General features: G+C 47.7%; 13 protein-coding genes, 9 tRNA genes and 6 rRNA genes. All 28 read left to right on the top strand.

Annotation, left to right across the window (positions count from 1 at the left end):
- Window positions 1-6 precede the first annotated feature (6 nt).
- The 28 genes from hpt to LC065_RS04225 all read left to right on the top strand — a co-directional run bounded on the left by hpt (window position 7) and on the right by LC065_RS04225 (window position 23,291).
- On the top strand, window positions 7-546 hold the full coding sequence (hpt, locus tag LC065_RS04360) for a hypoxanthine phosphoribosyltransferase (protein ID WP_115824762.1): 540 nt from the start codon (window positions 7-9) through the stop codon (window positions 544-546).
- A 117-nt stretch (window positions 547-663) separates the two neighbouring features.
- Entirely contained in the window at window positions 664-2,688 is a 2,025-nt protein-coding gene (gene ftsH / locus LC065_RS04355) for an ATP-dependent zinc metalloprotease FtsH (protein ID WP_306163772.1), read from the top strand.
- A gap of 130 nt (window positions 2,689-2,818) precedes the next feature.
- A complete protein-coding gene (locus LC065_RS04350) occupies window positions 2,819-3,610 on the top strand; it encodes a type III pantothenate kinase (RefSeq protein ID WP_226594919.1) in 792 nt (263 codons plus the stop codon).
- Between the two features lie 5 nt (window positions 3,611-3,615).
- Window positions 3,616-4,506: an Hsp33 family molecular chaperone HslO gene (gene hslO / locus LC065_RS04345; RefSeq protein WP_226594917.1), complete on the top strand. Its 891-nt coding sequence runs from the start codon at window positions 3,616-3,618 to the stop codon at window positions 4,504-4,506.
- 150 nt (window positions 4,507-4,656) lie between these two features.
- Window positions 4,657-5,583, top strand: a complete 927-nt coding sequence (cysK, locus tag LC065_RS04340) for a cysteine synthase A (RefSeq protein ID WP_226594914.1) — start codon at window positions 4,657-4,659, stop codon at window positions 5,581-5,583.
- Window positions 5,584-5,705: 122 nt separating this feature from the next.
- The gene (folP, locus tag LC065_RS04335; RefSeq protein ID WP_306163771.1) at window positions 5,706-6,539 is read left to right on the top strand and encodes a dihydropteroate synthase; all 834 of its coding nucleotides are present in this window, start codon (window positions 5,706-5,708) and stop codon (window positions 6,537-6,539) included.
- Window positions 6,532-6,897: a dihydroneopterin aldolase gene (gene folB / locus LC065_RS04330; RefSeq protein ID WP_226594910.1), complete on the top strand. Its 366-nt coding sequence runs from the start codon at window positions 6,532-6,534 to the stop codon at window positions 6,895-6,897. Before folP ends, folB begins: the two co-directional genes overlap by 8 nt.
- Window positions 6,894-7,391 carry a 2-amino-4-hydroxy-6-hydroxymethyldihydropteridine diphosphokinase gene (folK, locus tag LC065_RS04325; protein ID WP_226594908.1) on the top strand — a complete coding sequence of 166 codons (498 nt, stop codon included), beginning with the start codon at window positions 6,894-6,896 and terminating at the stop codon, window positions 7,389-7,391. Before folB ends, folK begins: the two co-directional genes overlap by 4 nt.
- 219 nt (window positions 7,392-7,610) lie before the next feature.
- Window positions 7,611-9,101 carry a lysine--tRNA ligase gene (gene lysS, locus LC065_RS04320; protein WP_226594907.1) on the top strand — a complete coding sequence of 497 codons (1,491 nt, stop codon included), beginning with the start codon at window positions 7,611-7,613 and terminating at the stop codon, window positions 9,099-9,101.
- Between the two features lie 377 nt (window positions 9,102-9,478).
- Window positions 9,479-11,043: ribosomal RNA gene (locus tag LC065_RS04315) — 16S ribosomal RNA — on the top strand.
- 170 nt (window positions 11,044-11,213) lie between these two features.
- A 23S ribosomal RNA gene (locus LC065_RS04310) occupies window positions 11,214-14,130 on the top strand.
- A gap of 148 nt (window positions 14,131-14,278) precedes the next feature.
- A 5S ribosomal RNA gene (gene rrf / locus LC065_RS04305) occupies window positions 14,279-14,392 on the top strand.
- Window positions 14,393-14,414: 22 nt separating this feature from the next.
- A tRNA-Val gene (locus LC065_RS04300) sits at window positions 14,415-14,490 on the top strand.
- A 15-nt stretch (window positions 14,491-14,505) separates the two neighbouring features.
- Window positions 14,506-14,581 (top strand) — tRNA-Thr (locus LC065_RS04295).
- 30 nt (window positions 14,582-14,611) lie between these two features.
- Window positions 14,612-14,687, top strand: a tRNA-Lys gene (locus tag LC065_RS04290).
- 7 nt (window positions 14,688-14,694) lie between these two features.
- Window positions 14,695-14,777 (top strand) — tRNA-Leu (locus LC065_RS04285).
- 6 nt (window positions 14,778-14,783) lie between these two features.
- Window positions 14,784-14,858 (top strand) — tRNA-Gly (locus tag LC065_RS04280).
- Window positions 14,859-14,914: 56 nt separating this feature from the next.
- Window positions 14,915-15,003: transfer RNA gene (locus LC065_RS04275), tRNA-Leu, on the top strand.
- A 12-nt stretch (window positions 15,004-15,015) separates the two neighbouring features.
- Window positions 15,016-15,092 (top strand) — tRNA-Arg (locus LC065_RS04270).
- A 7-nt stretch (window positions 15,093-15,099) separates the two neighbouring features.
- Window positions 15,100-15,176: transfer RNA gene (locus tag LC065_RS04265), tRNA-Pro, on the top strand.
- A gap of 13 nt (window positions 15,177-15,189) precedes the next feature.
- A tRNA-Ala gene (locus LC065_RS04260) sits at window positions 15,190-15,265 on the top strand.
- Window positions 15,266-15,383: 118 nt separating this feature from the next.
- Window positions 15,384-16,950, top strand: a 16S ribosomal RNA gene (locus tag LC065_RS04255).
- A 170-nt stretch (window positions 16,951-17,120) separates the two neighbouring features.
- Window positions 17,121-20,038: ribosomal RNA gene (locus LC065_RS04250) — 23S ribosomal RNA — on the top strand.
- 90 nt (window positions 20,039-20,128) lie between these two features.
- A 5S ribosomal RNA gene (gene rrf, locus LC065_RS04245) occupies window positions 20,129-20,242 on the top strand.
- The 16S, 23S and 5S rRNA genes sit together here with 9 tRNA genes alongside, the layout of an rRNA operon.
- Window positions 20,243-20,327: 85 nt before the next feature.
- Complete coding sequence (locus tag LC065_RS04240) at window positions 20,328-21,020, top strand: MgtC/SapB family protein (RefSeq protein ID WP_306163770.1); 693 nt, start codon at window positions 20,328-20,330, stop codon at window positions 21,018-21,020.
- 167 nt (window positions 21,021-21,187) lie between these two features.
- Window positions 21,188-21,652, top strand: a complete 465-nt coding sequence (locus tag LC065_RS04235; protein WP_160917571.1) for a CtsR family transcriptional regulator — start codon at window positions 21,188-21,190, stop codon at window positions 21,650-21,652.
- 20 nt (window positions 21,653-21,672) lie between these two features.
- Window positions 21,673-22,221, top strand: coding sequence for a protein-arginine kinase activator protein McsA (locus LC065_RS04230; RefSeq protein WP_226594732.1), 549 nt, complete (start codon window positions 21,673-21,675; stop codon window positions 22,219-22,221).
- Window positions 22,221-23,291, top strand: a complete 1,071-nt coding sequence (locus LC065_RS04225) for a protein-arginine kinase McsB (protein ID WP_306163769.1) — start codon at window positions 22,221-22,223, stop codon at window positions 23,289-23,291. The genes LC065_RS04230 and LC065_RS04225 overlap by 1 nt, the downstream gene beginning before the upstream one ends.
- The last annotated feature ends 12 nt before the right edge of the window (window positions 23,292-23,303 follow it).

The following is a 23,303-nucleotide window of genomic DNA, read 5'->3' as shown; positions in this document are numbered from 1 at the left end:
GCAATCATGCATAACGAAATTGAAAAGGTCTTGATTTCTGAAGAGGAAATTCAGGCAAAGTGTAAAGAGCTGGGAGCGGAACTTTCGAAAGAATATGAAGATCGTTTTCCTTTGGCGATCGGGGTATTGAAAGGCGCCCTTCCGTTTATGACTGATTTGCTGAAACGCATGGAAACTCATTTGGAAATGGATTTCATGGATGTTTCCAGCTATCACGGAGGTATGGAATCTTCAGGAGAAGTCAAAATTGTTAAAGACCTTGATACGAAGGTTGAGGGTCGCGACATTTTGATCATTGAAGATATTATCGATAGTGGTCGAACACTTGCCTATCTTGTCGACTTATTCAAGTACCGCAAAGCAAAGTCCATTAAAATCGTTACCCTGCTTGATAAACCGACGGGACGAAGCGCGGATATTAAAGCAGATACAGTTGGGTTCGAAGTTCCTGATGAATTCGTTGTCGGGTATGGCTTGGACTATGAAGAAAAGTATCGTAACCTTCCGTACGTCGGAGTGTTGAAGCCTGAAGTTTATGGAGGCTGAAAGTCAACCTGCGGTGGCAAGTTTGAAAGTGTTTATGTCAAGGGTAATTAGTTGTGTCGGCCGTTTTTGGTATGGTAGTATTTACTATAGTTTTTCTCGTTTGGGAGGAGGTAGGCAATGAACCGGATCTTTCGTAATACCATATTTTACTTACTTATCTTCCTCGTGGTTATCGGCGTGGTCGGTCTATTCCGAGGTCAAGGTGATCCGCAAACAGAATATAATGTCAATGAATTCTACAATAAATTGAATAATGGTGAAATCCATGAAATGACGATTCAGCCTGTCAATGGGGTGATTCGTGTAACTGGTCAAGAGCAGGGAGCGGAAGAGGGCGAAACTTTCGTCGCGCAACTTCCAGCTAATGATGAAGTCATTGCTCAAATTACTCAGACAGCTCAAGAACAGAGTAATCTGACTGTTGAGCAGGAAGAGCAGCCCAGCGCATGGGTGACTTTCCTGACGTCCATCATCCCGTTCGTCATTATCTTTATTTTGTTCTTCTTCTTGCTTAACCAGGCGCAGGGCGGCGGAAGCCGTGTCATGAACTTCGGTAAGAGTAAGGCGAAGATGTATTCAGAAGAGAAGAAGAAAGTGCGTTTCAAAGATGTTGCCGGAGCGGATGAAGAGAAGCAGGAACTTGTTGAGGTCGTTGACTTCCTAAAAGATCCTCGTAAATTCTCTGCTGTCGGTGCCCGTATTCCTAAGGGTGTCCTATTAGTTGGACCTCCAGGTACAGGTAAAACATTGCTTGCACGTGCGGTAGCTGGTGAAGCGGGAGTACCATTCTTCTCCATCAGTGGTTCTGACTTCGTTGAAATGTTCGTCGGTGTCGGTGCATCCCGTGTCCGTGACTTGTTTGAAAATGCGAAAAAGAACGCTCCAGGCATCATCTTCATTGATGAAATTGATGCTGTAGGTCGTCAACGTGGAGCTGGTCTTGGCGGAGGTCACGATGAGCGTGAACAAACGTTGAACCAATTGCTTGTTGAAATGGACGGTTTCGGTGTCAATGAAGGAATCATCATCATCGCTGCGACTAACCGTCCGGACATCCTGGACCCAGCCCTTCTACGTCCGGGTCGTTTCGACCGTCAAATCACAGTCGATCGTCCAGATGTCAAAGGCCGTGAAGCGGTACTTGCTGTACACGCGAAGAACAAGCCGTTGTCTGAGAATGTCGACTTGAAGACGATTGCACTACGTACACCAGGTTTTTCTGGTGCCGACTTGGAAAACTTATTGAACGAAGCCGCTCTTGTAGCAGCACGTGGAGATAAGAAGAAAGTCGACATGGATGACGTAGATGAAGCGATTGACCGTGTCATCGCGGGGCCAGCCAAGAAGAGCCGCGTTATTTCTAAGAAAGAACGCGATATTGTGGCCCACCACGAGAGTGGACACACGGTGATCGGTATGGTGCTTGATGATGCGGACATGGTTCATAAAGTTACAATTGTTCCTCGTGGGCAGGCGGGTGGATATGCCGTCATGCTTCCTAAGGAAGATCGTTACTTTATGACGAAACCAGAATTGTTCGATAAGATTACAGGATTACTCGGTGGTCGTGTAGCCGAAGAAATCATCTTTGGTGAAGTAAGTACTGGAGCTCACAATGACTTCCAGCGTGCAACCAGCATTGCACGCAAAATGGTCACAGAGTATGGCATGAGTGAAAAGCTCGGTCCGCTTCAGTTCGGTTCTAATTCTGGCGGTCAGGTCTTCCTTGGACGTGACATCCAGAACGAACAAAACTACAGTGATCAGATCGCTTATGAAATCGATCAGGAAGTGAAGAACTTCATTCAGTACTGCTACGATCGTGCGAAAACGATCCTTACTGAAAATAAAGATAAGCTTGAGTTGATCGCGAAGACACTATTAGATGTCGAAACACTAGATGCAACTCAAATCCGTTCTCTATTTGATAAAGGTCGTCTTCCGACGGATGAAGAGCTTGAAGAAATCGCACGTGAACACAATGCGAAAATCAAGAACAACACGTCTTCCAACAATGAGGATGTCCGTGTGACTATTCAATCCAAAGAAGATGAACAAAAAGAAGAGACGGAGACTCATGAAGAAACGAAGGAAGAAAAGAAAGAGGAAGGTCCATCTGATTCAGAGGATCGTCGTTCTTAAAGGTTCATAAGTAAAGCCACATCAGCCCTGAAACGGGTGGTGTGGCTTTTTCTGTATCCTTAAAAGAGCGAAACATCGGGTTCTTGTGATATGATGGTAGCCGAAGGAAATGACACGGGAGGCTTCATGTATGAATTTTGTCCTTGATGTGGGAAATACCAATACTGTGTTAGGCGTATTTGAAAATAACTCTTTGAAGTATCAGTGGAGGATCAAAACCGATCGTCATAAAACAGAAGATGAGTTTGGAATGTTGATTAAATCACTCTTCGATCACGAAGGGTTGCGTTTTGAAGATATGGATGGTGTCATTATTTCGTCCGTCGTACCACCTATTATGTTTGCACTTGATCGTATGTCTCGGTATTATTTTAAAAAGCAACCGATGATCATAGGTGAGGGAATGGTGGATCATGGATTGCCGATGAAATACCCCAACCCGAATGAAATTGGAGCAGATCGAGTGGTCAATGCGGTAGGTGCCATTGATGAGTATCCTCTTCCTTTAGTCATCATCGACTTTGGAACAGCCACAACTTATTGTTATATTAATGCTGAAGGGGAATACCTTGGCGGTGCCATTGCCCCAGGGGTCAATATCTCTATGGAAGCTCTATACGCAAAAGCAGCCAAACTTCCAAAAATCGAAATTAAGAGTCCGGAACATGTAATCGGTCAAAGTACAGTCGAAGCCATGCAGTCCGGCGTCTACTATGGATATGTAGGTCAGGTCGATGAAGTCGTGCGTCGTATGAAGGAAACATCCGAACAGCCACCGACAGTTATCGCTACAGGTGGTCTTGCCAATTTAATCGCCGGTCAATCAAGGACGATCGATCATGTCGATCCTTACTTGACGTTGAAAGGTCTTCATAAGATATATCAAAGGAATAAAGAGAAAAAAGCGTTTAAAGGAGAATGAATAGCATGTCAGATTATTTAGTGCGTGCCATAGGTTTCGATGGACAGGTCAGGGCTTATGCCATTCAGTCAACAGAAACAGTCGAAGAGGCTAGACGCAGACAAGATACGTGGGCAACGACTTCAGCAGCACTAGGACGTACGTTAACCATCAGCGGTATGATGGGAGCGATGCTTAAGGGCAATGATAAGCTCACAGTGAAGGTTGAAGGAGATGGCCCAGCCGGCGCCATTATCGCAGATGCCAACGCTAAAGGGGAAGTTCGTGGATACATCAAAAACCCTCATGTTGATTTTGAATCCAATGCCCAAGGGAAGTTGGATGTGGCCCGAGCAGTTGGAACGTCAGGGACGTTGAGTATCGTGAAGGACTTGGGGATGAAAGACCATTTTACAGGTCAAGTTCCACTGGTTTCTGGTGAGCTCAGTGAAGATTTCACTTATTACTTTGCAAATTCTGAGCAAGTGCCTTCGGCTGTTGGAGCTGGAGTGCTTGTAGATACGGACTACTCCATTCTTGCTGCCGGGGGATTTATAGTGCAAATGATGCCGGGTGCTGATGATGAGACGACGAGCCAAATTGAAAAGAGACTTTCAGAAATGCCTGCGATTTCTTCTCTCGTACGCGACGGCAAAACGCCTGAAGAAATTCTGCACACAGTCCTTGGAGAAGAAAATGTCCGTGTGCTGGACACGGTTCCCGTTAAATTTCAGTGCCACTGTTCACGAGAGCGCGTGGAAATGGCCATTGCGAGCCTCGGTGACGAAGAAATAGAGCGAATGATCAATGAGGATCAGGGAGCAGAAGCAAAGTGCCACTTCTGTAATGAAGATTACCAGTTCAACGTAGAGGACTTAAAGGAACTGCAATCTCAAGACGCGGATTCCACATCATAATCTAGAACCAATAATGATATAATAAAAGGCGAAACCACGGTTTCGCCTTTTCCTTTAACGAAGCATGATTGAAATGTTTGACAATTGTATTCTTATTCAGTACATTAGGTTTAAATCCTATTAAAATACTTGGTTTTGGGAGTGAGTGTATTGAGAATCGTAAATAACGTAAGCGAATTAGTCGGGCAAACTCCATTGGTCAAACTGAACGGAAGCGCAGAGGAAGACAGTGCAGAAATTTATCTGAAACTGGAATACATGAATCCGGGCAGTTCCGTTAAAGATCGTATTGCTCTTTCCATGATTGAAGAAGCTGAAAAAGACGGAAGTCTCAAAAATGGAGATACCATTGTAGAACCGACGAGCGGGAATACGGGGATCGGCCTAGCTATGATCGCAGCGGCTAAAGGTTACAACGCGATACTCGTTATGCCGGACACGATGAGTCAAGAACGTCGCAATCTACTGCGTGCCTATGGAGCAGAACTCGTTCTCACTCCAGGGAGTGAAGGGATGAAAGGTGCCATTAAAAAGGCAGCAGAACTTCAAGAGCAGAAGGGCTATTTTATGCCTCAACAGTTCAACAATGAAGCGAACCCACTCATTCACGAAAAAACAACTGGGCCTGAAATTGTAGAGCAGATGGGTGACCAACTGGACGCATTCGTTGCGGGTATCGGCACAGGTGGAACCATTACGGGCGCAGGTAAAGTATTAAAGGAGAAATACCCGGATATTAAAATTTATGCGATTGAACCGGAAGAATCCCCGGTCTTATCCGGTGGAGATCCTGGGCCGCATAAGATCCAAGGAATCGGAGCAGGTTTTGTGCCTGGTATCTTGAATACAGATATCTATGATGAAGTCATTAAAGTGACGAAAGAAGATTCGTTCGAAGCTGCAAGAGAAGCCGCTAGAAAGGATGGCATTCTGGGAGGAATCTCTTCCGGATCCGCGATCCATGTGGCGAAGCAGGTGGCCAAAAAGCTTGGTAAAGGGAAGAAAGTTGTAGCGATCATTCCTAGTAATGGTGAGCGTTATCTATCTACTCCACTTTATCAGTTCGACGAAGAATAAGGTTAGACAACTGCACCTCAATGGGGTGCAGTTTTTTATTTTGTTTCCAAACGCGCACGTGTGATAGAAATTTTGAAATGATGTAAGATAGGGGAAGAGAATGATGGAAACGAGGGAACCCAATGCACACCAAATTAAGAACTTCTGAAAAAACGTTCGATTTAACAAAGGAAACTCTTGTGATGGGGATACTAAATATTACACCCGATTCTTTTTCTGACGGAGGGCTTTACTTCAATCTCGATCACGCTGTAAAACAAGCGAAGATAATGGAGGAAGATGGTGCTCATATCATTGATATCGGTGGTGAATCCACTCGTCCTGGTCATCAGCCTGTAACGGCTGAGGAGGAACTGGCGCGAGTCGTGCCTGCGATTCAGGCGGTTAAAAAAGCCAGTCACCTTCCTATTTCCATTGATACTTATAAAGCAGAAGTGGCTGAAAAGGCGATTCAGGCGGGTGCGTCGATCATCAATGATGTATGGGGGGCGCGTAAGGAACCTGCCATTGCTGATGTTGCTGCTCGTTATGGTGTCCCGATCATCCTTACACATAACCGGTCAGACAGAAATTACGTGTCTTTATTGGAAGACATGAAAAATGACCTCCGAAAAAGCATTAAAATAGCCAAGGATGCGGGTGTTGAGGATGAGAATATCATCCTCGATCCAGGTATTGGTTTTGCGAAAACCCAAGCACAAAACTTGGAGGTCATGCGAAACTTAGCAGCATTAAAAGAGCTCGGATACCCGATTTTGTTAGGAACCTCCATGAAATCATTTATTGGTACAGCCCTGGATCTTCCGAAAGATGAACGGATGGAAGGGACAGGTGCAACCGTCTGTTATGGAGTGGCACAAGGCATGGATATTGTGAGGGTACATGATGTGAAGCCTATTGTACGAATGACAAAAATGATGGATGCTATGCTCGGGAAGGGTGAAGGAATTGGATAAAATATATGTGAATCAAATGGAGTTCTGGGGATATCATGGTCTCTTTCCGGAAGAGAACAAACTAGGGCAACGATTCTATGTGGATCTTGAGATTGAGTTGGACTTGAAGCCGGCGGCTGAATCTGATGATATGACAAAATCAATTGATTATGGTGCCATTTACGAGGTCACTAAAAAAACAGTGGAAGGGAAACGCCACAAGCTCGTCGAAACAGTGGCGGAAAAGATAGCGAGTGAACTTTTCACTGAGTTCCCGCTGTTGGAAGGGTGCCTCGTAAAAGTATATAAGCCTGACCCTCCAATTCCGGGGCATTATAAATCCGTGGCGATTGAGATCTATCGGAGACCGGAAAGATGAATATCGCTTATATTGCTTTAGGTTCGAATATTTCACCACGGGAATCGTATCTCAAAGACGCTATTTCTCTGCTTGAGGAGCATGAGGATATAACCGTCTTAAAAAAATCGGCGATCTATGAAACAGCCCCTGTCGGATACACAGAACAAAACGACTTTTTAAATATGGCCATTCAAGTGGAAACAGAATTGTCCCCTTCTTTATTGCTGGAGTACTGCCAGGGCATTGAACAGGGACTGGGGAGAAAACGTGTGATAAAATGGGGACCGCGGACGATTGACCTCGATATTTTGCTTTATAATCAGGAACATATGAAAACAGAGCAATTAACGATTCCTCATCCTCATATGCACGAACGGGCATTTGTTATGGTCCCGTTAGCAGATGTGGATGCTCAAGCTTATCTCCCTCATTTACAACAAACAGCAGGAGAAGTTCTTGGATTACTTCCTTCAGAAGAAGTGAGAAGCATGAGCAAGTGGGGGAGAGTTTAGTAATAGAGTGTAAGGTCGAATAGACGACGCACAATAGATTTGTATTCATTGGGAGTTGAACTAGAGGTGTAAATGCAAGAATCCGTCCCCTTTCAACATTGACACGCCCATAGTACTTTTTTATACTAAACGATAGTTAGATGCTGCCAGTCCCATGCTGGCAGTTTTTGTTATTGTAACGGTAAGTACCTAAAAAGATCATGGAATGGAGTGATAGCAATGACAGAAGAACTCAATGAACATATGCGGGTGCGTCGCGATAAGATGAATACTCACCGCGAGCAGGGCATCGACCCATTCGGTGACAAATTCGACCGCACGGATTACGCCCAAGACTTAATAGAGAAGTACGATCAATATACGAAAGAAGAACTGGAGGAAAAGCAATTCCCAACAACCATCGCTGGACGAATCATGACGAAGCGTGGAAAAGGAAAAGCGGGTTTTGCACATATTCAGGACCTTACTGGCCAAATTCAACTTTATGTCCGTAAAGATGAAATTGGAGAAGAAGCTTACGACAATCTATTCAAATCTGCTGATTTAGGAGATATCGTAGGAGTTACAGGTGTGATGTTCAAGACAAACGTAGGAGAACTTTCCGTGAAAGCAGCAGACTATCAATTGCTTACGAAGTCTCTACGTCCACTTCCTGAAAAATTCCATGGCCTGCAAGATGTCGAGCAGCGTTATCGTCAGCGTTACTTAGATCTTATAACAAATCCTGATAGCAGAGACACGTTTGTTCTGCGCAGTAAGATCATTCAGTCCATGCGTCGTTATCTAGATGGGTTAGGTTTCTTAGAAGTAGAAACTCCATTGATGCATGGGATCGCAGGTGGAGCTTCAGCCCGACCTTTCATTACACATCACAATGCACTGGATATGCAGTTGTATATGCGTATCGCTATTGAGCTGCATTTGAAGCGTTTGATTGTAGGTGGATTGGAAAAAGTATACGAAATCGGACGTGTATTCCGTAATGAAGGAATCTCTACTCGTCACAACCCTGAGTTTACGATGATTGAGCTGTATGAAGCCTATGCTGATTACCACGACATCATGAACCTGACGGAAAACATGGTTGCTCATATCGCTAAAGAGGTTCTTGGTACAACGAAAGTCACGTACAATGAACAAGAAATTGATCTAGAGCCAGAGTGGACACGCCTTCATATGGTAGATGCTATCAAAGAACACACAGGTGTAGACTTCTGGGAGCAAATGTCTGATGATCAAGCGAAAGAGCTTGCTAAAGAACATGGTATTGATATTGGAGATACGATGACATTCGGTCATATTGTGAATGAATTCTTTGAGCAGCGCGTAGAGGAAAAACTAATTCAGCCTACCTTTATTTATGGGCACCCGACTGAGATCTCTCCTCTTGCAAAGAAGAATCCCGAGGATGGAAGATTTACGGATCGATTTGAATTGTTCATCGTTGGACGCGAACATGCGAATGCTTTCTCTGAGTTGAATGATCCGATCGATCAACGGGAACGTTTTGAAGCTCAGTTGAAAGAAAGAGAAGAAGGAAATGATGAAGCACATATGATGGATGAAGACTTCCTTGAGGCTCTTGAATATGGAATGCCTCCAACGGGTGGTTTAGGAATCGGAATCGATCGTCTAGTCATGCTCCTGACAGACTCTCCTTCTATTCGTGACGTTCTGCTGTTCCCACAAATGAGAAATCGTGAATCATAAGCTTTTCAATCCCACCGGATGCTTCTGGTGGGATTGTTTTTTACCCGTTGTATCACTTACTATATGAAGAGTAATAATCTGAATTATCTTTTTACGAAAAACCTATTGCGTGGTTTTGGATCCCATGATATATTATTACTTGTCGCGTTAAGAGAGCGGCAAGCCGCGAACGGCTTAACAAAATAAATCATAAAAAGTTGTTGACGAAAACAACTACACATGATATATTAATTAAGTCGCTGTTTTGAAGCGGCAAACAAAACATTTGATCTTTGAAAACTGAACGAACCAACCAGTACGTCAAAACATTTCTTCTTTATAGAAGAGATTTGAAACAAAGCACATTCGGTGTGCAAATGAGCAAGTCAAACTTAACTTTTATGGAGAGTTTGATCCTGGCTCAGGACGAACGCTGGCGGCGTGCCTAATACATGCAAGTCGAGCGCGGGAAGCGAGTGGATCCCTTCGGGGTGAAGCTCGTGGAACGAGCGGCGGACGGGTGAGTAACACGTGGGCAACCTGCCTGTAAGATCGGAATAACCCCGGGAAACCGGGGCTAATGCCGGGTAATACTTTCTTTCGCATGAAGGAAAGTTGAAAGATGGCTTCTTGCTATCACTTACAGATGGGCCCGCGGCGCATTAGCTAGTTGGTGAGGTAACGGCTCACCAAGGCGACGATGCGTAGCCGACCTGAGAGGGTGATCGGCCACACTGGGACTGAGACACGGCCCAGACTCCTACGGGAGGCAGCAGTAGGGAATCTTCCGCAATGGACGAAAGTCTGACGGAGCAACGCCGCGTGAACGATGAAGGTCTTCGGATCGTAAAGTTCTGTTGTTAGGGAAGAACAAGTACCGTGCGAATAGAGCGGTACCTTGACGGTACCTAACGAGGAAGCCCCGGCTAACTACGTGCCAGCAGCCGCGGTAATACGTAGGGGGCAAGCGTTGTCCGGAATTATTGGGCGTAAAGCGCGCGCAGGCGGTTCCTTAAGTCTGATGTGAAAGCCCACGGCTCAACCGTGGAGGGTCATTGGAAACTGGGGAACTTGAGGACAGAAGAGGAGAGTGGAATTCCACGTGTAGCGGTGAAATGCGTAGATATGTGGAGGAACACCAGTGGCGAAGGCGACTCTCTGGTCTGTTTCTGACGCTGAGGTGCGAAAGCGTGGGTAGCAAACAGGATTAGATACCCTGGTAGTCCACGCCGTAAACGATGAGTGCTAGGTGTTAGGGGGCTTCCACCCCTTAGTGCTGAAGTTAACGCATTAAGCACTCCGCCTGGGGAGTACGGCCGCAAGGCTGAAACTCAAAGGAATTGACGGGGGCCCGCACAAGCGGTGGAGCATGTGGTTTAATTCGAAGCAACGCGAAGAACCTTACCAGGTCTTGACATCCTTGGACAATCCTAGAGATAGGACTTTCCCTTCGGGGACCAAGTGACAGGTGGTGCATGGTTGTCGTCAGCTCGTGTCGTGAGATGTTGGGTTAAGTCCCGCAACGAGCGCAACCCCTAATCTTAGTTGCCAGCATTCAGTTGGGCACTCTAAGGTGACTGCCGGTGACAAACCGGAGGAAGGCGGGGATGACGTCAAATCATCATGCCCCTTATGACCTGGGCTACACACGTGCTACAATGGATGGTACAAAGGGCAGCGAAGCCGCGAGGTGTAGCAAATCCCATAAAACCATTCTCAGTTCGGATTGCAGGCTGCAACTCGCCTGCATGAAGCCGGAATCGCTAGTAATCGCGGATCAGCATGCCGCGGTGAATACGTTCCCGGGCCTTGTACACACCGCCCGTCACACCACGAGAGTTGGCAACACCCGAAGTCGGTGAGGTAACCTTTTTGGAGCCAGCCGCCGAAGGTGGGGCCAATGATTGGGGTGAAGTCGTAACAAGGTAGCCGTATCGGAAGGTGCGGCTGGATCACCTCCTTTCTAAGGATATAACGGAAATGTACTGTGTTGGTTGTTCAGTTTTGAGAGATCAAACGATCTTTCAACTTGTGAACCTTGAAAACTGGATAAGGAATCATTGTTTCATCTAACGATGAGACATTTGATGACAAGACATCTAATTGAAATTGTAAACGTCTTTTCACGAAGATAGTTAAGTGAATAAGGGCGCACGGTGGATGCCTTGGTACTAGGAGCCGATGAAGGACGGGACTAACACCGATATGCTCCGGCGAGCCGTAAGTAGGCTTTGACCCGGAGATTTCCGAATGGGGAAACCCACTGTTCGTAATGGAACAGTATCCTATACTGAATACATAGGTATAGGCAGGCACACCCGGGGAACTGAAACATCTAAGTACCCGGAGGAAGAGAAAGCAAACGCGATTTCCCAAGTAGCGGCGAGCGAAACGGAATCAGCCCAAACCAGAAAGCTTGCTTTCTGGGGTTGTAGGACACTCCATTGGAGTTACCAAAGAGGAAGATAGGCGAATCGATCTGGAAAGGTCAGCCAGAGCAGGTAACAGCCCTGTAGTCGAAATCTTTCTCTCTCCGGAGTGGATCCTGAGTACGGCGGAACACGAGGAATTCCGTCGGAATCCGGGAGGACCATCTCCCAAGGCTAAATACTCCCTAGTGACCGATAGTGAACCAGTACCGTGAGGGAAAGGTGAAAAGCACCCCGGAAGGGGAGTGAAAGAGAACCTGAAACCGTGTGCCTACAAGTAGTCGGAGCCCGTTAATGGGTGACGGCGTGCCTTTTGTAGAATGAACCGGCGAGTTACGACCGTATGCGAGGTTAAGCAGCAGAAGCGGAGCCGCAGCGAAAGCGAGTCTGAATAGGGCGAGTGAGTATGCGGTCGTAGACCCGAAACCGTGTGATCTACCCATGTCCAGGGTGAAGGTCAGGTAACACTGACTGGAGGCCCGAACCCACGTAAGTTGAAAATTACGGGGATGAGGTGTGGGTAGGGGTGAAATGCCAATCGAACACGGAGATAGCTGGTTCTCTCCGAAATAGCTTTAGGGCTAGCCTCAGAATAGAAAGTCATGGAGGTAGAGCACTGATTGGACGAGGGGCCCCTATCGGGTTACCGAATTCAGTCAAACTCCGAATGCCATAGACTTTGTTCTGGGAGTCAGACCGTGGGTGATAAGGTTCATGGTCGAGAGGGAAACAGCCCAGACCGCCAGCTAAGGTCCCAAAGTGTGTGTTAAGTGGAAAAGGATGTGGAGTTGCTTAGACAACCAGGATGTTGGCTTAGAAGCAGCCATCATTCAAAGAGTGCGTAATAGCTCACTGGTCGAGTGACTCTGCGCCGAAAATGTACCGGGGCTAAACACACCACCGAAGCTGCGGATTGATCTTATGATCAGTGGTAGGAGAGCGTTCTAAGGGCCGTGAAGTCAGACCGTAAGGACTGGTGGAGCGCTTAGAAGTGAGAATGCCGGTATGAGTAGCGAAAAAAGAGTGAGAATCTCTTTCACCGAATGCCTAAGGTTTCCTGAGGAAGGCTCGTCCTCTCAGGGTTAGTCGGGACCTAAGCCGAGGCCGAAAGGCGTAGGCGATGGACAACAGGTTGATATTCCTGTACCACCTCCTTTCCGTTTGAACGACGGGGGGGACGCAGGAGGATAAGGAGAGCGCGCCACTGGATGTGCGCGTCCAAGCAGTGAGACGGTCGGATAGGCAAATCCGTCCGGCAACGTCAAGCTGTGATGGGGAGGGAAATATAGTACCGAAGCTCCTGAGTTCACACTGCCAAGAAAATCCTCTAGTGAGGAAAGAGGTGCCCGTACCGCAAACCGACACAGGTAGGCGAGGAGAGGATCCTAAGGTGAGCGGGAGAACTCTCGTTAAGGAACTCGGCAAAATGACCCCGTAACTTCGGGAGAAGGGGTGCTCCTCTGCCGAGGAGCCGCAGTGAAAAGGCCCAAGCGACTGTTTACCAAAAACACAGGTCTCTGCGAAGCCGTAAGGCGAAGTATAGGGGCTGACACCTGCCCGGTGCTGGAAGGTTAAGGGGATGCGTTAGCTTATGCGAAGCGTTGAACCGAAGCCCCAGTAAACGGCGGCCGTAACTATAACGGTCCTAAGGTAGCGAAATTCCTTGTCGGGTAAGTTCCGACCCGCACGAAAGGTGCAACGACTTGGGCACTGTCTCAACGAGAGACCCGGTGAAATTATACTATGTGTGAAGATGCACATTACCCGCGACAGGACGGAAAGACCCCGTGGAGCTTTACTGTAGCCTGATATTGAATGTTGGTACAGCTTGTACAGGATAGGTAGGAGCCTTGGAAGCCGGAGCGCTAGCTTCGGTGGAGGCGCTGGTGGGATACTACCCTGGCTGTACGGACATTCTAACCCAGGACCGTAATCCGGTCCGGAGACAGTGTCAGGTGGGCAGTTTGACTGGGGCGGTCGCCTCCCAAAAGGTAACGGAGGCGCCCAAAGGTTCCCTCAGAATGGTTGGAAATCATTCGCAGAGTGTAAAGGCACAAGGGAGCTTGACTGCGAGACCTACAAGTCGAGCAGGGACGAAAGTCGGGCTTAGTGATCCGGCGGTTCCGCATGGAAGGGCCGTCGCTCAACGGATAAAAGCTACCCCGGGGATAACAGGCTTATCTCCCCCAAGAGTCCACATCGACGGGGAGGTTTGGCACCTCGATGTCGGCTCATCGCATCCCGGGGCTGTAGTCGGTCCCAAGGGTTGGGCTGTTCGCCCATTAAAGCGGTACGCGAGCTGGGTTCAGAACGTCGTGAGACAGTTCGGTCCCTATCCGTCGTGGGCGTTGGAAATTTGAAAGGAGCTGTCCTTAGTACGAGAGGACCGGGATGGACACACCGCTGGTGTACCAGTTGTTCCGCCAGGAGCATCGCTGGGTAGCTACGTGTGGTCGGGATAAGTGCTGAAAGCATCTAAGCATGAAGCCCCCCTTGAGATGAGATTTCCCTTACCTATAAGGTAATAAGATCCCTCAGAGACGATGAGGTTGATAGGTCCGAGGTGGAAGCGTGGTGACACGTGGAGCTGACGGATACTAATGGATCGATGACTTATCTATCTGATTTCAATCATTCGTGAAAATGAACGTTGCTTTTCATAAAAGATGTTTCCTTATCCAGTTTTGAGGGTTTTCAAAAAAACTTGAATTTACCCCTTGAAATTTTGTTCAAAGGACAATATAATATATCTTGTCCTTGAAAAAAAGGTTTGGTGGTGAAGGCGAAGAGGTCACACCTGTTCCCATGCCGAACACAGCAGTTAAGCTCTTCAGCGCCGATGGTAGTCGGGTTTACCCCCGTGAGAGTAGGACGCTGCCAAGCCTTGATAATTTCATAATAATCCGGAGGATTAGCTCAGCTGGGAGAGCACTTGCCTTACAAGCAAGGGGTCGCAGGTTCGAACCCTGCATCCTCCACCATTTCTTATCAAGTTAGCCGGCCTAGCTCAACTGGCAGAGCAACTGATTTGTAATCAGTAGGTTGGGGGTTCAAGTCCTCTGGCCGGCACCATTAGTTGCTTGTGCTAACATTTATTGATAGGAGCCATTAGCTCAGCTGGTAGAGCATCTGACTTTTAATCAGAGGGTCGAAGGTTCGAATCCTTCATGGCTCACCATTCATTTGCGGGTGTGGTGGAATTGGCAGACACGCTAGATTTAGGATCTAGTGCTTCACGGCGTGGGGGGTTCAAGTCCCTCCACCCGCACTTTATGCGGAAGTAGTTCAGTGGTAGAACACCACCTTGCCAAGGTGGGGGTCGCGGGTTCGAATCCCGTCTTCCGCTCCATGATTTCAACCAAGCTACTTAATAAACAACAACAAAGTTAAACATAAACTTGCCAAGCCGGGGTGGCGGAATTGGCAGACGCACAGGACTTAAAATCCTGCGGTGGGTTTCCACCGTGCCGGTTCGAGTCCGGCCCTCGGCACCATAAATAAATAATGCGCCCGTAGCTCAATTGGATAGAGCGTCTGACTACGGATCAGAAGGTTAGGGGTTCGACTCCTCTCGGGCGCGCCATTTTAAACGGGAAGTAGCTCAGCTTGGTAGAGCACTTGGTTTGGGACCAAGGGGTCGCAGGTTCGAATCCTGTCTTCCCGACCATCCCTAATATAAAGGGGCCTTAGCTCAGCTGGGAGAGCGCCTGCTTTGCACGCAGGAGGTCAGCGGTTCGATCCCGCTAGGCTCCACCAATTTATTTGATCTTTGAAAACTGAACGAACCAACCAGTACGTCAAAACATTTCTTCTTTATAGAAGAGATTTGAAACAAAGCACATTCGGTGTGCAAATGAGCAAGTCAAACTTAACTTTTATGGAGAGTTTGATCCTGGCTCAGGACGAACGCTGGCGGCGTGCCTAATACATGCAAGTCGAGCGCGGGAAGCGAGTGGATCCCTTCGGGGTGAAGCTCGTGGAACGAGCGGCGGACGGGTGAGTAACACGTGGGCAACCTGCCTGTAAGATCGGAATAACCCCGGGAAACCGGGGCTAATGCCGGGTAATACTTTCTTTCGCATGAAGGAAAGTTGAAAGATGGCTTCTTGTATATCACTTACAGATGGGCCCGCGGCGCATTAGCTAGTTGGTGAGGTAACGGCTCACCAAGGCGACGATGCGTAGCCGACCTGAGAGGGTGATCGGCCACACTGGGACTGAGACACGGCCCAGACTCCTACGGGAGGCAGCAGTAGGGAATCTTCCGCAATGGACGAAAGTCTGACGGAGCAACGCCGCGTGAACGATGAAGGTCTTCGGATCGTAAAGTTCTGTTGTTAGGGAAGAACAAGTACCGTGCGAATAGAGCGGTACCTTGACGGTACCTAACGAGGAAGCCCCGGCTAACTACGTGCCAGCAGCCGCGGTAATACGTAGGGGGCAAGCGTTGTCCGGAATTATTGGGCGTAAAGCGCGCGCAGGCGGTTCCTTAAGTCTGATGTGAAAGCCCACGGCTCAACCGTGGAGGGTCATTGGAAACTGGGGAACTTGAGGACAGAAGAGGAGAGTGGAATTCCACGTGTAGCGGTGAAATGCGTAGATATGTGGAGGACACCACCAGTGGCGAAGGCGACTCTCTGGTCTGTTTCTGACGCTGAGGTGCGAAAGCGTGGGTAGCAAACAGGATTAGATACCCCAGTAGTCCACGCCGTAAACGATGAGTGCTAGGTGTTAGGGGCTTCCACCCCTTAGTGCTGAAGTTAACGCATTAAGCACTCCGCCTGCCAGTACGGCCGCAAGGCTGAAACTCAAAGGAATTGACGGGGGCCCGCACAAGCGGTGGAGCATGTGGTTTAATTCGAAGCAACGCGAAGAACCTTACTATAGGTCTTGACATCCTTGGACAATCCTAGAGATAGGACTTTCCCTTCGGGGACCAAGTGACAGGTGGTGCATGGTTGTCGTCAGCTCGTGTCGTGAGATGTTGGGTTAAGTCCCGCAACGAGCGCAACCCCTAATCTTAGTTGCCAGCATTCAGTTGGGCACTCTAAGGTGACTGCCGGTGACAAACCGGAGGAAGGCGGGGATGACGTCAAATCATCATGCCCCTTATACCTGGGCTACACACGTGCTACAATGGATGGTACAAAGGGCAGCGAAGCCGCGAGGTGTAGCAAATCCCATAAAACCATTCTCAGTTCGGATTGCAGGCTGCAACTCGCCTGCATGAAGCCGGAATCGCTAGTAATCGCGGATCAGCATGCCGCGGTGAATACGTTCCCGGGCCTTGTACACACCGCCCGTCACACCACGAGAGTTGGCAACACCCGAAGTCGGTGAGGTAACCTTTTTGGAGCCAGCCGCCGAAGGTGGGGCCAATGATTGGGGTGAAGTCGTAACAAGGTAGCCGTATCGGAAGGTGCGGCTGGATCACCTCCTTTCTAAGGATATAACGGAAATGTACTGTGTTGGTTGTTCAGTTTTGAGAGATCAAACGATCTTTCAACTTGTGAACCTTGAAAACTGGATAAGGAATCATTGTTTCATCTAACGATGAGACATTTGATGACAAGACATCTAATTGAAATTGTAAACGTCTTTTCACGAAGATAGTTAAGTGAATAAGGGCGCACGGTGGATGCCTTGGTACTAGGAGCCGATGAAGGACGGGACTAACACCGATATGCTCCGGCGAGCCGTAAGTAGGCTTTGACCCGGAGATTTCCGAATGGGGAAACCCACTGTTCGTAATGGAACAGTATCCTATACTGAATACATAGGTATAGGCAGGCACACCCGGGGAACTGAAACATCTAAGTACCCGGAGGAAGAGAAAGCAAACGCGATTTCCCAAGTAGCGGCGAGCGAAACGGAATCAGCCCAAACCAGAAAGCTTGCTTTCTGGGGTTGTAGGACACTCCATTGGAGTTACCAAAGAGGAAGATAGGCGAATCGATCTGGAAAGGTCAGCCAGAGCAGGTAACAGCCCTGTAGTCGAAATCTTTCTCTCTCCGGAGTGGATCCTGAGTACGGCGGAACACGAGGAATTCCGTCGGAATCCGGGAGGACCATCTCCCAAGGCTAAATACTCCCTAGTGACCGATAGTGAACCAGTACCGTGAGGGAAAGGTGAAAAGCACCCCGGAAGGGGAGTGAAAGAGAACCTGAAACCGTGTGCCTACAAGTAGTCGGAGCCCGTTAATGGGTGACGGCGTGCCTTTTTGTAGAATGAACCGGCGAGTTACGACCGCATGCGAGGTTAAGCAGCAGAAGCGGAGCCGCAGCGAAAGCGAGTCTGAATAGGGCGAGTGAGTATGCGGTCGTAGACCCGAAACCGTGTGATCTACCCATGTCCAGGGTGAAGGTCAGGTAACACTGACTGGAGGCCCGAACCCACGTAAGTTGAAAATTACGGGGATGAGGTGTGGGTAGGGGTGAAATGCCAATCGAACACGGAGATAGCTGGTTCTCTCCGAAATAGCTTTAGGGCTAGCCTCAGAATAGAAAGTCATGGAGGTAGAGCACTGATTGGACGAGGGGCCCCTATCGGGTTACCGAATTCAGTCAAACTCCGAATGCCATAGACTTTGTTCTGGGAGTCAGACCGTGGGTGATAAGGTTCATGGTCGAGAGGGAAACAGCCCAGACCGCCAGCTAAGGTCCCAAAGTGTGTGTTAAGTGGAAAAGGATGTGGAGTTGCTTAGACAACTGGGATGTTGGCTTAGAAGCAGCCATCATTCAAAGAGTGCGTAATAGCTCACTGGTCGAGTGACTCTGCGCCGAAAATGTACCGGGGCTAAACACACCACCGAAGCTGCGGATTGATCTTATGATCAGTGGTAGGAGAGCGTTCTAAGGGCCGTGAAGTCAGACCGTAAGGACTGGTGGAGCGCTTAGAAGTGAGAATGCCGGTATGAGTAGCGAAAAAAGAGTGAGAATCTCTTTCACCGAATGCCTAAGGTTTCCTGAGGAAGGCTCGTCCTCTCAGGGTTAGTCGGGACCTAAGCCGAGGCCGAAAGGCGTAGGCGATGGACAACAGGTTGATATTCCTGTACCACCTCCTTTCCGTTTGAACGACGGGGGGACGCAGGAGGATAAGGAGAGCGCGCCACTGGATGTGCGCGTCCAAGCAGTGAGACGGTCGGATAGGCAAATCCGTCCGGCAACGTCAAGCTGTGATGGGGAGGGAAATATAGTACCGAAGCTCCTGAGTTCACACTGCCAAGAAAATCCTCTAGTGAGGAAAGAGGTGCCCGTACCGCAAACCGACACAGGTAGGCGAGGAGAGGATCCTAAGGTGAGCGGGAGAACTCTCGTTAAGGAACTCGGCAAAATGACCCCGTAACTTCGGGAGAAGGGGTGCTCCTCTGCCGAGGAGCCGCAGTGAAAAGGCCCAAGCGACTGTTTACCAAAAACACAGGTCTCTGCGAAGCCGTAAGGCGAAGTATAGGGGCTGACACCTGCCCGGTGCTGGAAGGTTAAGGGGATGCGTTAGCTTATGCGAAGCGTTGAACCGAAGCCCCAGTAAACGGCGGCCGTAACTATAACGGTCCTAAGGTAGCGAAATTCCTTGTCGGGTAAGTTCCGACCCGCACGAAAGGTGCAACGACTTTGGCACTGTCTCAACGAGAGACCCGGTGAAATTATACTATGTGTGAAGATGCACATTACCCGCGACAGGACGGAAAGACCCCGTGGAGCTTTACTGTAGCCTGATATTGAATGTTGGTACAGCTTGTACAGGATAGGTAGGAGCCTTGGAAGCCGGAGCGCTAGCTTCGGTGGAGGCGCTGGTGGGATACTACCCTGGCTGTACGGACATTCTAACCTGCGACCGTAATCCGGTCCGGAGACAGTGTCAGGTGGGCAGTTTGACTGGGGCGGTCGCCTCCCAAAAGGTAACGGAGGCGCCCAAAGGTTCCCTCAGAATGGTTGGAAATCATTCGCAGAGTGTAAAGGCACAAGGGAGCTTGACTGCGAGACCTACAAGTCGAGCAGGGACGAAAGTCGGGCTTAGTGATCCGGCGGTTCCGCATGGAAGGGCCGTCGCTCAACGGATAAAAGCTACCCCGGGGATAACAGGCTTATCTCCCCCAAGAGTCCACATCGACGGGGAGGTTTGGCACCTCGATGTCGGCTCATCGCATCCTGGGGCTGTAGTCGGTCCCAAGGGTTGGGCTGTTCGCCCATTAAAGCGGTACGCGAGCTGGGTTCAGAACGTCGTGAGACAGTTCGGTCCCTATCCGTCGTGGGCGTTGGAAATTTGAAAGGAGCTGTCCTTAGTACGAGAGGACCGGGATGGACACACCGCTGGTGTACCAGTTGTTCCGCCAGGAGCATCGCTGGGTAGCTACGTGTGGTCGGGATAAGTGCTGAAAGCATCTAAGCATGAAGCCCCCCCTTGAGATGAGATTTCCCTTACCTATAAGGTAATAAGATCCCTCAGAGACGATGAGGTTGATAGGTCCGAGGTGGAAGCGTGGTGACACGTGGAGCTGACGGATACTAATGGATCGATGACTTATCTATCTGATTATAATCATTCGTGAATGACAATTGCTTTTCAAACAAGATGTTTCCTTATCCAGTTTTGAGGGTTCACCTCAAACTTTATATTGATGTGGTGGTGAAGGCGAAGAGGTCACACCTGTTCCCATGCCGAACACAGCAGTTAAGCTCTTCAGCGCCGATGGTAGTCGGGTTTACCCCCGTGAGAGTAGGACGCTGCCACGTCATTTGAAAAACCAGAAGATCATTCTTCTGGTTTTTTTTCTATATCAACTTCCTTAAACATAGACATAAAGAAAGGAGGGGTAGATTGAACTGGTCATATTTTTTTCATGATGACATACTTTTATTTATATTCCGGTTATTTTTTGCACTTATTCTTTCAGGGTTGATTGGGTTTGAAAGGGAAGTGAAAAATCATTCGGCCGGCTTCCGGACCCATATCCTTGTGGGCGTCGGGGCTTGTATGATGATGCTCCTTTCTTTGTATGGTTTTGAAACGTTCATTGATCAATATGAACATGTCCGTTTCGACCCAGCTCGTATCCCATCCTACGTCATTAGTGGTATTGGGTTTTTAGGTGCAGGAACAATTATCGTCAATGGGATGACGATCAGAGGATTAACAACAGCAGCTTCCATATGGACGGTAGCAGGGATTGGTCTTGTCGTTGGTGCAGGAATGTATGATGTGGCGACGGTCACAACGATTTTCGTGCTTATGAGCTTGGTCTTCCTTAATAAAATAGAAAAAGAAAAGTTTAATGGGAATCGGAAAAATATTTACCAATTGACCATCGCTAAGGATGCCCCGGTCCATAAAGTATTAACTGTTTTTGAACAAATGAACCCGGAAATCAGGAAAATAGATATTGTTGCTTTGGATCAGACCCAGAAAAAAGTTGTCGTTGAACTGAATAAAGGACAAAGGTATAATCGATCCCTTCTTTTAGAGCGTCTGTCTTTGATGGATGGTGTAGAAGAATGCGGACATCAGTATTAAAGAGCTGCACAGTTGATTCTGTGCAGTTTTTTTGTTTTATTTCATGGGGAAAAGGGGAAACATAGAAGATGTAATTCTCCTAAACAAACAAGTTGCATGACAAAAGAAAATGAGTATAATAAAATTAAAGTCAAAGATAGTCAAAGTCAAAAGAGGGGGGAGGGAGCATGCGGAATATCTCTGATGTTATTGAAGAATATCTCAAGGGAATCTTAGATGAAAATCGGCACCAGGCGATTGAGATCAAGCGTAGTGAACTTGCCGAGAAATTTGATTGTGTACCTTCTCAAATCAATTATGTGATTAAGACACGTTTTACTGTGGAAAAAGGTTATATAGTGGAAAGTAAAAGAGGAGGAGGCGGATATATTCGTATCAGCCGAATCCAACACCGTAAAGGATCAGAAATGATTGAAGAGGTGATGGAGCTCATCAATCCCCATGTTTCCCAATCGAAAGCCATCGATGTGCTTGAGCGGTTGGTAGATTATGAGATCATCACTGATCGGGAAAGTAAACTGATGGCAAGTGTCATCGATCGCGACGTCCTTGCTTTTTCTTTACCACTTCGTGATGAAGTACGTGCGCGAATCATGACAGCCATGCTATTCACCCTTAAATATAAGTGTTGAGTGAGAAGGGAGAGATTCAGATGGAGTGTCAGAAATGTCATCAGCGTCCTGCTACCGTCCATTTGACGCAGGTGATTAATGGTCAAAAGTCAGAAGTCCATGTATGTGAAAAATGTGCGAAAGAAAATGGGTACATGAATTACGGGGAAGAGAACTTCACCTTGAATGATCTCCTTTCAGGTCTATTCCATTCCGAAGGACCTTCTCCTTTAAAAGGGCAGAGCGCTCACTCATATAATCAAAAACCGAAACTTAAATGTCCTAATTGCGGGCTCAGCTATGAAGAGTTTGCAAGGATCGGGAAGTTTGGTTGTGCGGACTGCTATAAAACGTTCGATGAACGTCTGAATCCCATTCTGCGCCGTGTTCACAGTGGGAACACCAGACATGATGGTAAGATTCCGAAACGTGAAGGTGGCAACTTGCACCTTAAAAAAGAGATGGAAGAATATAAAACTAATCTTCGACAATTAATTGAGCAGGAAGAATTCGAAGAGGCAGCGAAAGTTAGAGATAAGATCAGATCTTTAGAAAGTCAACTGCATCATAGGGAGGATGGTGATGAGTAATGTCTTTACAGCAATTCATGAATGAAGCAATCAGTCCATGGATGAAACAAGAGGGTCCGGACAGCGATATTGTACTCAGCAGCCGTATACGACTTGCTCGTAACTTTTCCCAGCATCCTTTTCCTATCATTGCTTCTGAAGAGACTTTGAATAAAGTATTGGAATTCTTCCAAGAAGAGTTCCAAAAGAAGTCTTTCAGAGATTATAAAGATTTTGAGCTGGTCCAAATGAAAGATTTACAGCCGATTGAAAAGAGAGTACTGGTAGAAAAACATTTGATCAGTCCACATTTGGCTGAAAAAGCGGATAAGTCGGCTTCTCTCATTTCACAAAATGAACAAGTATCAATCATGATTAATGAAGAGGACCACATTCGCATACAGTTATATTTCCCTAGCTTTCAGTTGGATCAAGCATTGGAACAAGCTAGTCAATTGGATGATTGGCTCGAAGAAAAAGTGGATTATGCTTTTGATGAGAAACGGGGGTATTTAACCGCCTGTCCGACCAATGTGGGTACGGGGATGAGAGCTTCTGTCATGATGCATTTACCCGCCCTGTCCATGACGAATCAAATCAACCGTATGACGCCGGCCATTAACCAGCTTGGTCTTGTTGTAAGAGGCATTTACGGGGAAGGCAGTGAAGCTCTGGGGAATATTTATCAAATATCTAATCAGATTACCCTTGGTAAATCAGAAGAGGATATTGTTGAAGATCTTCACAGTGTGGTAAAGCAGCTGATTGAACAGGAGAGGAAAGCAAGAGAGGCATTGATGACTCGTTCGAGTATTCAGTTGGAAGACCGTATCTTTCGTTCCTATGGTGTTTTGACCAATAGTCGAATCATAGAATCTAAGGAGGCCGCGAAATGCCTTTCTGATCTGAGATTGGGCATCGATTTAGGATTCATCGATCATATCCCGCGTACGATCTTAAATGAATTGATGGTTCTTACACAGCCCGGATTCTTGCAACAATACGCTAATTCTACTTTATCCCCTGATGAAAGGGATGTAAGAAGAGCATCTTTAATTCGCGAACGACTTCAATTAGAAAATGAAGAATAATGTTAGGAGGGA

Source organism: Halobacillus litoralis (genome assembly GCF_020524085.2).
Classification (GTDB): Bacteria; Bacillota; Bacilli; order Bacillales; family Halobacillaceae; genus Halobacillus; species Halobacillus litoralis_E.
The sequence above is the reverse complement of the archived record's forward strand: the minus strand, read 5'-3'. Positions and strand labels throughout refer to the sequence as shown.